The organism is Rhodanobacter sp. UC4437_H4 (assembly GCF_052978425.1).
The window spans coordinates 167542-179245 of sequence record NZ_CM129673.1; the positions used below are offsets into that span (position 1 = coordinate 167542).

At 64.6% G+C, this 11704-nt stretch carries 10 protein-coding genes; 3 read left to right on the plus strand and 7 right to left on the minus strand.

Translation table 11 applies throughout. The features are described from left to right. Positions 1-37: 37 nt before the first annotated feature. From ACVCL3_RS00895 to ACVCL3_RS00905, 3 genes are read left to right on the plus strand one after another with little or no spacing between them, the layout of a single operon-like run. Positions 38-541 (plus strand): arsenate reductase ArsC, encoded by a 504-nt coding sequence (locus ACVCL3_RS00895; protein ID WP_447100201.1) that lies wholly within the window; start codon positions 38-40, stop codon positions 539-541. Further along, positions 538-1623 (plus strand): ACR3 family arsenite efflux transporter, encoded by a 1086-nt coding sequence (gene arsB / locus ACVCL3_RS00900; protein ID WP_447100202.1) that lies wholly within the window; start codon positions 538-540, stop codon positions 1621-1623. Before ACVCL3_RS00895 ends, arsB begins: the two co-directional genes overlap by 4 nt. Before the next feature lie 4 nt (positions 1624-1627). Beyond that, positions 1628-1999, plus strand: coding sequence for an ArsR/SmtB family transcription factor (locus ACVCL3_RS00905; RefSeq protein WP_447100203.1), 372 nt, complete (start codon positions 1628-1630; stop codon positions 1997-1999). 124 nt (positions 2000-2123) lie between these two features. Here ACVCL3_RS00905 and ACVCL3_RS00910 read toward each other — a convergent pair whose 3' ends face one another. From ACVCL3_RS00910 to ACVCL3_RS00940, 7 genes are all read right to left on the minus strand, one after another. Continuing rightward, the gene (locus ACVCL3_RS00910; RefSeq protein WP_447100204.1) at positions 2124-3590 is read right to left on the minus strand and encodes an N-6 DNA methylase; all 1467 of its coding nucleotides are present in this window, start codon (positions 3588-3590) and stop codon (positions 2124-2126) included. Between the two features lie 158 nt (positions 3591-3748). Then, positions 3749-5257 carry an ATP-binding protein gene (locus ACVCL3_RS00915; RefSeq protein WP_447100205.1) on the minus strand — a complete coding sequence of 503 codons (1509 nt, stop codon included), beginning with the start codon at positions 5255-5257 and terminating at the stop codon, positions 3749-3751. A 12-nt stretch (positions 5258-5269) separates the two neighbouring features. Further along, complete coding sequence (locus ACVCL3_RS00920) at positions 5270-6886, minus strand: hypothetical protein (RefSeq protein WP_447100206.1); 1617 nt, start codon at positions 6884-6886, stop codon at positions 5270-5272. Continuing rightward, complete coding sequence (locus ACVCL3_RS00925; protein ID WP_447100207.1) at positions 6883-9660, minus strand: type I restriction endonuclease subunit R; 2778 nt, start codon at positions 9658-9660, stop codon at positions 6883-6885. The genes ACVCL3_RS00920 and ACVCL3_RS00925 overlap by 4 nt, the downstream gene beginning before the upstream one ends. Before the next feature lie 196 nt (positions 9661-9856). After that, entirely contained in the window at positions 9857-10264 is a 408-nt protein-coding gene (locus tag ACVCL3_RS00930; protein ID WP_447100208.1) for a VOC family protein, read from the minus strand. A 136-nt stretch (positions 10265-10400) separates the two neighbouring features. Next, the gene (locus tag ACVCL3_RS00935; protein WP_395118927.1) at positions 10401-10871 is read right to left on the minus strand and encodes a cupin domain-containing protein; all 471 of its coding nucleotides are present in this window, start codon (positions 10869-10871) and stop codon (positions 10401-10403) included. Between the two features lie 9 nt (positions 10872-10880). Continuing rightward, on the minus strand, positions 10881-11678 hold the full coding sequence (locus ACVCL3_RS00940) for an MBL fold metallo-hydrolase (protein ID WP_447098734.1): 798 nt from the start codon (positions 11676-11678) through the stop codon (positions 10881-10883). Positions 11679-11704 lie beyond the last annotated feature (26 nt).

Genomic DNA, 11704 nt, shown 5'->3' on the forward strand with positions numbered 1-11704 from the left:
TCATGGAAATATAGAAGCCAACCCGGAATCATTCCTCATGCACCCGTGTCGCGTCTTGTTCATCTGCACCGGCAATTCGGCCCGCAGCATCCTGTCCGAGGCCACCCTCAATCATTTGGGCGCGGGGCGCTTCGCGGCGTTCAGCGCCGGCAGCCAGCCGACCGGGCGCGTCAATCCGCATGCGATCGAGGAACTCCAGGCCCACGGCATCGCCACCGAGGGACTCGCCAGCAAGTCGTGGGACCGCTTCACCGAAGCGGGTGCGCCGCCGCTGGACATCGTGATCACGGTTTGCGACAACGCCGCGAACGAGACCTGCCCGGTGCTGTTCGGCGACTTCGTGAAAAGCCATTGGGGCCTGCCCGATCCGGCGGCCGCTCGGGACGCGGACGCCGCCGCGGCATTCCGGCGTGCGTACGCGCTGATCGTGCGGCGGATCACCGCGCTGCTGCAGCTGCCGGTGGAAACGATGGGCCGCGACGAGCTGCAAGAGGCGCTCGACCGCATCGGCAGCCTCACCGGCGAGGAAGCCCACGCATGAACCAGCCATCCGCCGCACTCGCCGCCGACGCGGTTTCTCCGGACGGTGCCCGCATCGGCTTCTTCGAGCGCTGGCTCACGCTCTGGGTGCTGCTGTGCATCGTCGCCGGCACGCTGCTGGGCCACCTGCTGCCGGGCAGCTTCGCGGCGCTGGGCAGCATGCAGGTGGCCCAGGTGAACCTGCCGGTCGCCGTGCTGATCTGGCTGATGATCATCCCGATGCTGCTGAAGATCGACTTCGGTGCGCTCGGCGGCGTGCGCCGCCAGTGGAAGGGCATCGGCGTCACGCTGTTCGTCAATTGGGCGGTAAAGCCGTTCTCGATGGCGCTGCTGGGCTGGATCTTCATCCGCCACCTGTTCGCCGGCCAGCTGCCGGCTGCACAGCTCGATTCCTACATCGCCGGCCTGATCCTGCTGGCCGCCGCGCCGTGCACGGCGATGGTGTTCGTGTGGAGCAACCTGTGCAACGGCGAGCCGGCGTTCACGCTGAGCCAGGTCGCCCTGAACGACGCCATCATGGTGGTGGCGTTCGCGCCGATCGTGGCGCTGCTGCTGGGCATCTCCTCGATCACGGTGCCGTGGAACACGCTGCTGCTGTCGGTGCTGCTGTACATCGTGGTGCCGGTGGCGCTCAGCATGCTGCTGCGGCGCCAGCTGCTGGCGCACGGCGGCGAGGCGCGCTTGCAGACACTGCTGCAGCGGCTGGGGCCGGTGTCGCTGGGCGCGCTGCTGGCCACCCTGGTGCTGCTGTTCGGTTTCCAGGGCCGGCAGATCCTTGCGCAACCGGCGATCATCGCGCTGCTGGCGGTGCCGATCCTGATCCAGGTGTATTTCAACGCCGGGCTGGCCTACTGGCTCAATCGCCGCTTCGGCGTACCGCACTGCGTGGCCGGCCCGTCGGCGCTGATCGGCGCCAGCAACTTCTTCGAACTGGCCGTGGCCACCGCGGTGGGCCTGTTCGGCGTGCATTCCGGCGCGGCGCTGGCGACCGTGGTGGGCGTGCTGATCGAGGTGCCGGTGATGCTGTCGGTGGTGCGCATCGTCAACCGCAGCAAGCGCTGGTATGAATCGGCCCGGGAGTAGCGCCATGCAGAACAGGCAAGCCATCACCATCCTCGCCGCGCTCGCCCAGGAGTCGCGGCTGGCGGTCTACCGGCTGCTGATCGAGCATGCGCCGGAAGGACTGGCGGCCAGCGCGATCGCGGAGCAGCTCGGCCTGCCCAACGCCACGCTGTCCTTCCACCTGAAGGAGCTGTCGCACGCGGGCCTGGTGAGCAGCCGGCAGAGCGGGCGCTTCATCTACTACGCGCCGGTGATCGAGACGATGGACGAGCTGGTCGGCTACCTCACTGACCACTGCTGCAGCCAGTCCGGCGGCACCTGCGCACCGGCCACGCGCAAGAGCGCGCCGGCCAAGCGCGTGGCCGCGGTCGGCAAGCGGCGGTCGGGTTCGAGTTGAGGCGGTCGCCATACCGCTCCGGTCGGGGGCCAATGCCCATTGCCAACTCTCGGCGACCGAAGAGCACTGTGTGCAAGGGGCGCTCTTGCAGAAAACGGGATTCTGAGCCTGCGTGAAGCGCCGGCTACCTGGTTTCCCTTGAACGCGGCAACGCAGCAGCCACCTCGCGGAACGACGCCAACGCCGCCTCCAGATGCTCCACGATCTCCTGCGCCAGCACATCCGGCGGTGGCAGGTCGTCGAGGTTGTCGAGGCTGTCGTCTTTCAGCCAGAAGATGTCGAGGCTGGCCTTGTCGCGCGCCACCAGCGTCTTGTAGTCGAAGTATTTGAACCGCTCCGATTCCTTGCGCTTGTGGCGGTTGGCCGGGCGGTAGCAGTCGATGAAGTCCTGCAGGTCCTCGCGCTTGAGCGGGCGGGTTTTCAGGGTGAAGTGCTTGTTGGTGCGCAGGTCGTAAATCCACACGCCCTTGGTGTGCACCTTGCCGTCTTTGGGCTTGGCGTCGAAGAACACCACGTTTGCCTTCACGCCCTGCGCGTAGAAGATGCCGGTGGGCAGGCGCAGCAGGGTGTGCACGTCGCAGGTTTCCAGCAGCTTCCTGCGGATCTTCTCACCGGCGCCGCCTTCGAACAGTACGTTGTCCGGCAGCACCACGGCGGCCTGGCCGGTGGTCTTGAGCATCGACACGATGTGCTGCAGGAAGTTGAGCTGCTTGTTCGAGGTGGTCTGCCAGAAGTCCTGGCGCTCGTAGGTCAGCGCGTCGCGGTCTTCCTCGCCGTCCTCGTTGGTGATGGTCATGCTGCTCTTCTTGCCGAAGGGCGGGTTGGCCAGCACGTAGTCGAATGTCTTGATCGGCTCGGAGATCAGCGCGTCGGAGCGCTCCACCATCGGCGCGCCGTCGAGCGCGCCGATGTTGTGCAGGAACAGGTTCATCAGGCACATGCGCCGCGTGCCCGGCACGATCTCGTTGCCGTGGAAGGTGTCATGGCGCAGGAAGTGCGCTTCGGCCTTGTTCAACTTGCGCTGGTTCAGCCACTCGTGCACGCCAAGAAAGAAACCGCCGGTACCGCAGGCCGGGTCCGCCACGGTCTTCTTGGGCTCCGGCTGCACGCATTCCACCATCGCCTGGATCAGCGGGCGCGGGGTGAAGTACTGGCCGGCGCCGCTCTTGGTGTCCTCGGCGTTCTTTTGCAGCAGGCCTTCGTAGAGGTCGCCCTTGACGTCGGTTTCCAGGCTGAGCCAGTTCTCTGCGTCGATCATCTGCACCAGCCGCGCCAGCTTGGCCGGGTCCTGGATCTTGTTCTGTGCCTTGAAGAAGATCGCGCCGAGCATGCCCGGCTCCTCGCCGAGCTTGTGCAGCAGCTTGATGTAGTGCGCCTCCAGCGGCTCGCCGGTCTTGTCACGCAGACTGGCCCAGTCGCAGCTGCGCGGTACGCGGGTGTCGCGGTTGTGCGGCGGCAAGGAGTATTCGTGCGCCAGCTTCAGGAACAGCAGGTAGGTCAGCTGCTCCAGATAGTCGCCATAGCCCACGCCGTCGTCGCGCAGGGTGTGGCAGAAGTTCCAGATTTTCTGGACGAGGGTGTTGCTGTTCATGCGATTCTCCGAGGGGGCAATCTTCACCGAAGGCTTGCAAGCTGGCCCCGCCTCAGTGGGAACGATCAAGGAACACCTGGCTACTGGCCTCAGTAGGCAAGTCGCCTCGAAATAGATAATGGAATACGAGAAAAATACATCTAAATCAATAAGTTATATCATGTATGCGATTCATTATCCGGGGGCAAGGCTAATGAATCGGGCCCTGTGGATTCCACTTTGGACGCTGGTTTGGAATAGGTTGTATTCCGCTTGCCCCCGGACGTATCCGCTACAAGCAACCCCTGTTCGACCCATCGCTTGAACATCTTCGATGCTTTCAGCGTGTCGACATTGGCGATCCGGCAAAGGTCGCCGTTGGCGATAGGCCCGTGGCGATCCATCCAGTCGCTGACCTGCTCCCAGATCGGCGGGCGCTCTTCGTTCAGCAAGGTGACGATGATGGCCTCCTGCGCCTCCTCCTTTGCTTCGCGGTACTGCGGCGGATACAAGTTGCTGGCGCGCATGACGTTGAACATCATCCGCACTCCCTCGCCTGCGTCCACATTGGGTGGGTCGGGAAATTCGCGCAGGTTGCTGGCAATGACTCCATTGCGGGCAAACGAGCCCATGCGGCTCACCGTCGCCGCCGTGATGCGTCCGGGGAAGAGGCCAGGACTCAGCACCTCGATGCGGTTGTCGAAGATGCGGACGTGGATATCCTTGTTCATGCGGTAGTCGCGATGAATCACGGCGTTCGTGATCGCCTCCTTGATGACGCGCTCGGGATAGCGGTGCACCGTACGAAAGCCGGACCTCGCCAGTGTCAAACCTTCGGCCAGTTCGTTGAGGACGTAGGCATAGGTCTGGTCGATCAGGCGATAGAGTGGTGCGGATAGGGTTTTGGGCGTCTTCTTCAGGTTGGGGACTTCGCCGGCCTCCACCACCGTCCCCTTGTAATGAAACACCCGCACATCCGCGCGGGTTCCGCGGGCCGCCAACAGGGCGCCGGGGTGGTCGGCGAACAGGAGCACCGCCGCCCGCAACGGCCGCAGTTCGCCGCCCACCTTTCTGGCCAGGCCGATGCGGTACAACTGATCTTCAATGCCGGTTGCGGCCAGCCCGCGCCCACGCACGAACAGGCGCCACGTTTCCGTGTCCAACAGGTCGAAATCGACCTCCACCAGTTCCGACTCCGCGCTGCGTACGCCGCGGCGGTAACACAGCTCGGTGACCTCGGTGGCGGTCATTTCCCGATTGCTCGCCTGTCCGCGTGTCCAGGTGCCATCGTCGAGAATGGAGTGCACCTTGTCGCTGGTCGGAACGTACAACGCCACGATCTCGCCCTGGTTGCCTTCGCGCAGCGTCGTGTGCATGCGAAGGCCCACCACACCCTCGACCATCGGCAGGTGATGGGTCATCAGCTTGCGCAACAGCTCATCGACCGCTTCAGGGTTTTCGCCGATGCCGAACAGGCGGTCCGATCCGCTGGCCCTTGCGGCATCTTCCACGCCCAGCAACAGCCAGCCGCCCTGGGTATTGGCGAATGCGCAGATGGTCTCCAGCGCCTTGCTCACCATCTTTCCCGACACCCGCTTGGTTTCGAGATTCTGGGTTTCCGCCAGCGGCAAGGCCCAGCGCAGTACCTGCCGAACCAATGCTTCATCAGCATTGCGTAACTGGATCATGGCTTTGCTCCCTTATCTTCTACTGCCGGGCTTCCTGCTTGCATCACTCACGATCCGCTCGGCGCGGATGCGCTCCAGCAGCACGCTGGCGGGCTCGTCGTTGGGGTCTTGCGGTACCAGTTGGCCGGCGAAGGCGGCTTTGAGGATGTTTTTGCGTTGGGCGGCGGATTGCTTGAGGGATCGCGTTACGGCTTCTTCTTGTTCGTCGCACTGTTCCATGCTGCTCGCGAGTAGATCAAGCACGTGAGCCTGTTCCGTCATAGGTGGCAAAGGCACCGGCATGGTCAGCAGAGTGGACAGGCTGATGTTGTGCTGTCCTGCAGACGAGGCTGCCCGTGCTTCAAGCCACCGACGGCCCGTGTGGGCAGCGAGCACGCTTGAAATCCAGCGGTGCAAGCAAACCCGATCTATGCAGCGCAAACGAAGCAGGTACGAAGCAAAGTAATGCGGAGCTGGCAGAGCCTCGATGACTGCCGCTGCGCGACCAACTAGGCCAATGCTGCCGTTTGTCCGGATGACTAGAACGTCGCCAACGGACAGATAGTCGTCTTCATCCAGTGACAGCGATTGGATCGAGCACTTCATATCACGCAGATCGAGTTTGCCCGCGCTCACGTTCGGGATGCGCAGCACGGGTGTTTCACAACTTTCATAGCTGCATTTGACGGACGTCCCGTAAGACGATTCAGCCACAAGCGCATCTAGGCTCGCCCACACCCATCCGTCCGGCAGCGTCGGCAGGTCGGTGGTATCAGGGGCGACGGGTTCGAGGTATTTGGCTTGCCAGTCTTTGGGCGGGGTCTTGCCTTGCTCGGCGAACTTGACAAGTTGTCTGGTTTCCCAGCGGGTGCGGCGTTCGGTGAGGGTGCGTTGCAGCAGGCCGGCGCCGGATTCCCGCGGTTTGTTGGACGACGCGCGGGCGGCGCGCCAGTCGGCGGTCAGCGTGCCTTCCACCGCCGCCTTCAGCAGCGACTGGCGGTATTGCACCAGCTTGCGCTGCGCGGCCTTCAGTTCGGCCACACTGGCATTGAGGTCGGATAGCAGTTCTTCGAGCTTTTGGACGATACGGGTCTGCTCCACTCGAGGCGGCAAGCGGAACTTGAAGCCATCGATGTCTCTTGGACGTACTGCTGGATACAGCGCGCCTTGCACGACGCCGCACATCGCATCAACAAAGCTATCCGTTTGCACGAGGTAGTAGAGAAAGCCAGCTTCAAGCCAAGGCGAACGCAACACATGGAAGCCGGTTGAAGCAATTGATCCATGCAGCTCTTGTGTAACCTGCGCAACCGCATTCAAGTTAGGTCGCGTCATTGAAACAAGCACATCGCCGACATGAACATGTTGCTTCGCGCGACTTGGCGCCTCAGTGAGTGAAATAACCTTAGGCTCGACAAAAACCTTCCTTTCGCGATCCACGCTGCCAATGTCGAGGTAGACGAAGTCGTCGACGGGTCCGCTCGAATCGATCTCGTCCATCACCACGTCCGCGATACTTACTTCGATTGGCTCGATGATCGGCTGGACGAAGTAAGACCCTGCGCCATCCGCGACATGTTGGGATGAGCGGCCGGTGTCGACACCACTACCTTCCGATGCCGCGACTTTTTTTTCTACTACTTGCTTCAAGCCACAAGTTCCTCATTCATTTCCAACAACAATCCATCCAACTGCTCACCAAACACGCCCCACGCCTTCTGCAACCCGCCCTTGTCCGCCAGCTGCGCATAGTCGAAATCCTCACGGCTGATCGAGCAACTGGAGGCGATGTGGTCCTTGATCAGGCGCAGCCACTCGGTCTGTTCCGGGGTGAACGCCGTCGCGCGCTGTGCATTGTGACGGAAGATCCATTCCTGGAAGCGTTTGTCGACGCTGTCGGCAAACGGACGCAGTTCGTCGTCCAGGCCGAGTGCGAAGCGGACCAGCGCTACCAGATCGGTGAGCTGGCGGCGCGTGTCGGCACCCTTGACCTTGCTGGCCTGCACGCGGGCGTAGGCGCTCCATAGCCGTTCGGTGGTGAGCATCAGCGGTGGGCGCGACAGCGCGTCGTGCAGGTCCTCGATCATGGCGAAGGTGAGCTGGCGGCGCTGGTAGGGCTGCTGGTAGAAGAAATCCAGCGCGGCGATTTCGTTCCTGTGTTCGCGCAGGTAATCGACGAAGGCCTGCACGGTGGCCGTGGCGTGCGCTTCGGCCTGTGCGCTGAAGCCGCTGAAGGTGACCTGGTCGGGGTTGATGTGGTCGATCAGCTGCTCGCGTTCGCGCCGCGCGGATTCGATCAGGTCGCGCAGTTTGGGGTCGTCGAACGGCTGGCAGGCGGCCAAGACGCGCTGGTGGCGAGCGGCGTCGAGTTCGTCGGCGGTGAGCGTGTCGGCGTTGCGGGTGATGCCGGCGGCCTGGGCCGCGTCCAGCGCGTCGGCCACGACGAGATCCGGATCGAGTGCGCTGACCAGTCCGCGGGCAAGGTTGTTGAGCGCCACGCCCCCCGAGATCTGCTTGATCCGCGCCAGGGCCTTGTCATCGAGTTGTTTGGCCAGACGCACCAGACGGTTGCCGAGGCTGAGCACGGTGTCGTCGTCGGCACCACCGACGGCAATGCTTTTCAGCAACTGGTCGAGCGTGGCGCCAGGCTTCTTTTCCAGCGGGCGGCTTTCGGTCTTCAGCGACTTTTCCACGCCGACCGCGTCGATCAGCACGAAGTGGGTCTTGGCGCCGTGCGCGCTGTTGCTGACCTTCTTCAGTGATTCGCCGTCGAGGCTGCGCACGCCACGGCCTTTCATCTGCTCGTAGTAGCCGCGGCTGCGCACGTCGCGCATGAACAGCAGCACTTCCAGCGGCTTCACGTCGGTGCCGGTGGCGATCATGTCGACGGTGACGGCGATGCGCGGGTAATACTCGTTGCGGAAGTTGGACAGGATGGTGTCCGGGTCTTCGTCGGCCTTGTAGGTGACTTTCTTGCAGAACGCGTTGCCCTCGCCATAGACCTCGCGCACGATCCGGATGATGTCGTCGGCGTGGCTGTCGGTCTTGGCGAAGATCAGGGTCTTGGGCACTTCGTTGCGCTGCGGGTAGATGCGGGTTTCCACCGCCGCCTTCATTTCCTCGATCACCTTGCGGATCTGGTTGGGGTTGACCACCGAGCGGTCGAGGTCGGTATTGACGTAGGCGGTGTCCTCCTCGGTCTGTGCCCAGCGTTTGGCGCGGGTCTGGCGGTCGCGGTGATCGACCCATTCCTTCGCCTTCAGCTCGGCGCCGGCGCGGGTGATCTCGGTTTCGATCTCGTACACGTCGTAGCCGACGTTGACGCCGTCGAGCACGGATTGCTCGTAGCTGTACTCGGCCACCACGTTCTGGTTGAAGAAGCCATAGGTGCGGTTGTCCGGTGTGGCGGTGAGGCCGATCAGGAACGCGTCGAAGTAATCCAGCACCTGCTTCCACAGGTTGTAGATGCTGCGGTGGCACTCGTCGATGATGATGAAGTCGAACTGCTCGATCGGCACCGCCGGGTTGTAGCGCACCAGCTTGTGCGGACCGGCGTCGGGCAGCTCGGCCAGCGAGATGTCTTCGGCGGACTCGTCGATCGGGTTGCCGGAGAGGATGGAGTACATGCGCTGGATGGTGCTGATGCACACCTGCGCGTGCGGGTCGATGCGGCTGGAGGCGAGGCGCTGCACGTTGTACAGCTCGGTGAACTTGCGGCCGTCGTCCGGCGGCGTGTAGGCCATGAACTCCTGGTGCGCCTGCTTGCCGAGGTTGCGGGTGTCGACCAGGAACAGGATGCGTTTGGCGCCGCCGAACTTCAGCAGCCGGTAGACCGAGGTGATGGCGGTGAAGGTCTTGCCGGCGCCCGTGGCCATGTGCACCAGCGCGCGCGGCTTAGCCAGCGCCAGCGATTTCTCCAGCCCGGTGACGGCGCTGATCTGGCACTCGCGCAGGTTGCGTTCGGGAAGCGGCGGCATCTGGTCGGCCAGCCGGCTGCGCAAGGTATCGGGTCGTGCGGCACAGGCGGCAAGCGTCTGCGGCTGGAAGAAATGGAACAGCTCGCGGGCGCGTGGGCGCGGGTCGCCGCCATCGGTGAAGTGGATGATCTGGCCGGTGCTTTCGTACAGGAAGCGCAGCGGCGGGCTGTCCTTGCGCCACTTCAGCCTGGCGCTGGCGTAGCGTTCGGTCTGTGCTTCGTGCGCGGTGAGGTTTTCGCCGGCCTCGTCGCGCTTGGCCTCGATCACGCCGACCGGCTGGCGATCTACGAACAGCAGGTAGTCGGCCGGGCCGGTGTCGGTGGGGTATTCGCGCACCGCGACGCCGGAAGCGGCACCGAGATTGGCCGCCTTCATGTCCTGTACGACCCAGCCGGCAGCTTCGAGTTTTCGGTCGATCAGCTCCCGCGCGCGTGCTTCGGGCGTCATTGGCGATTCCCCCTGAATCGTTGCCGGCGTGCCATCCGAAGAGTCTACCGCCTCGGGCAGGGACTGACCTCGCGCAAGCCACAGCACCGAATGGGTGCCGGCCTTCGGCTACGGCGCGAGCGACGCCGGGCAGATTGTCGCGGCGCCGACGGTACCGGGCGCGCTGCGTCAGCGGCCACCACGGCAGCGGACATCATCAACCCGGCGGGATGGCTGCCGGGTCCATCCAGAATGCTTCCCACACGTGGCCATCGGGATCGGCCAGGCTGCGGCTGTACATGAAGCCGTGATCCTGCGCGGGGTTGATGTCGGCCGTGCCGCCGTTCGCCGCGGCCGTGCCGTTCATGGCATCGACCGCGGCGCGGTCGTCGAGCGAGATCGCCAGCATCACTTCGCTGGCGCCTGCGCTCGGCAGCGGCCGCTCGGTGAAGCCGCGCCACCTGGCGTGGGTGAGCAGCATGACGTGGACGGCCTCGCTCCACACCATGCACGCGGCGGTGTCGTCGCTGAAGTGGGGGTTGTTCGCAAAGCCGAGGGATGCGTAGAAGGCCATCGACTTCTTGAGGTCGGCGACCGGCAGGTTCACGAAGATCATCTTGGGCATGGCGGGGTTTTCCGGTGGTGGGGGATACGGAGAGCGGCGCTGCTCGTCTCCCGTAAGACGATTGGCGCGCGGCGATTTCGACACGGCCGGCGAAGGTTGCCGCCGCCGCCCGGGCTGCGTCGTCGCCGAGCCACGTTCAGCGGTCCCGCACATCTGGCATCGCCACGCCCAGCTCGCGGCAATGGCGTTCGTACTCCGCCAGTTGCGTGCTGGCCGAGGCGCGGGCGGTCACCGCACCGCCCGGGCCGAGGAACTCGACCGTGCCCATCACGATCACCAGCGCCAGCATCGGCTCGTCGCCGACGATCTTCCACCAGTCGGTGTTGCCCGGCGGCTCGTAGACGTAGTCGCCCGGGCCGATCAGCTCGCCGGTGCACAGCTTGCGCGTGCCGCTGAGGTTGTACGCGTGGATCTCGCCGGTATGCCGATGCAGCGGCATCACCGTGCCCGGTTCCATGCGCAGCAGCTCGACGAAACCGCGGTCGTCGGCGAAGAAGCGCAACGGGCTGGACGACTTGCCGGGCGTGGAGGAGGGCACCCAGTGCCGCGCGGCGGCGGTGCTGAAGCGGGCGGGCAAATAGTCGTGCAGGCGGGCGGAACGATTCATGGCGTGTCCTCAGGCGGCGATGGCGGCGAGATAGCGTGCGAACGAGGCATCGACCGCCGCGCGGCCGCCGCCGATGATGTTGCGGCCCCAGGTGAAGCCGTAGACGTCCTCGAAGTCGCAGCCGGCCAGGCGCGAGCGCATGCGGTGCACGTCGGCCGCCGGCATTGGCATGAAGTTGGGGTAGCTGTGCATGAACGAGACGTGGCGGCGGTCGCTGGCGACGTGCGGCGCGTCGCCGGAGAACAGCGCGCCGCCGGGTCGCGGCCCGTTCTTCCAGTGCAGCACGGTGCTGCCGGGGAAGTGGCCGCCGCTGTTGATCAGGGTCACCGCGTCGGACAGGCGGTAGACCTCGCCGCGCCAGAACTGCACGTTCGGCGACGGCCGGCGCACCCAGTCGCGGTCCGCCTCGTGCAGCAGGATCGGCACGTTGCCGAACGCCTCGCTCCACTCCAGCATCGAAGCGTAGAAATGCGGGTGCGAGATCGCGATCAGGTCCACGCCGCCGCGCGCCTTCAGGGCGGCGACCGCCTCGTCGGTCACCAGGCTCAAGGCTTCCCACAGGATGTTGCCCGCGTCGGTGGGCAGGTACAGCGCGCGCTGGTTGATGGCGAAATCCGGCGCCAGGCCGATGCCGAGCACGCCGGCTTCGTCCTGCAGGCGCAGCGTGTGGGTGGCTTTCAGGGCGTCGTGCGTCGTCCAGGTCTGGCCGCGCGCGCCGACGTATTGGCGCTCATCCTCGCAGACGGCGCAGTGCGTGGGGACGTTCGGGTATTGCGTGCCGCAGGTTTCGCAGATGGCGTTTGTCATGGTCTGGCCTCGCTTGGGGCGGGGGT

Coding starts and splice junctions, on each gene's coding strand:
- ACVCL3_RS00895 (WP_447100201.1), top strand. CDS start 38: ATGCACCCGTGTCGCGTCTTGTTCATCTGCACCGGCAATTCGGCCCGC.
- arsB (WP_447100202.1), top strand. CDS start 538: ATGAACCAGCCATCCGCCGCACTCGCCGCCGACGCGGTTTCTCCGGAC.
- ACVCL3_RS00905 (WP_447100203.1), top strand. CDS start 1,628: ATGCAGAACAGGCAAGCCATCACCATCCTCGCCGCGCTCGCCCAGGAG.
- ACVCL3_RS00910 (WP_447100204.1), bottom strand. CDS start 3,590: ATGAACAGCAACACCCTCGTCCAGAAAATCTGGAACTTCTGCCACACC.
- ACVCL3_RS00915 (WP_447100205.1), bottom strand. CDS start 5,257: ATGATCCAGTTACGCAATGCTGATGAAGCATTGGTTCGGCAGGTACTG.
- ACVCL3_RS00925 (WP_447100207.1), bottom strand. CDS start 9,660: ATGACGCCCGAAGCACGCGCGCGGGAGCTGATCGACCGAAAACTCGAA.
- ACVCL3_RS00930 (WP_447100208.1), bottom strand. CDS start 10,264: ATGCCCAAGATGATCTTCGTGAACCTGCCGGTCGCCGACCTCAAGAAG.
- ACVCL3_RS00935 (WP_395118927.1), bottom strand. CDS start 10,871: ATGAATCGTTCCGCCCGCCTGCACGACTATTTGCCCGCCCGCTTCAGC.
- ACVCL3_RS00940 (WP_447098734.1), bottom strand. CDS start 11,678: ATGACAAACGCCATCTGCGAAACCTGCGGCACGCAATACCCGAACGTC.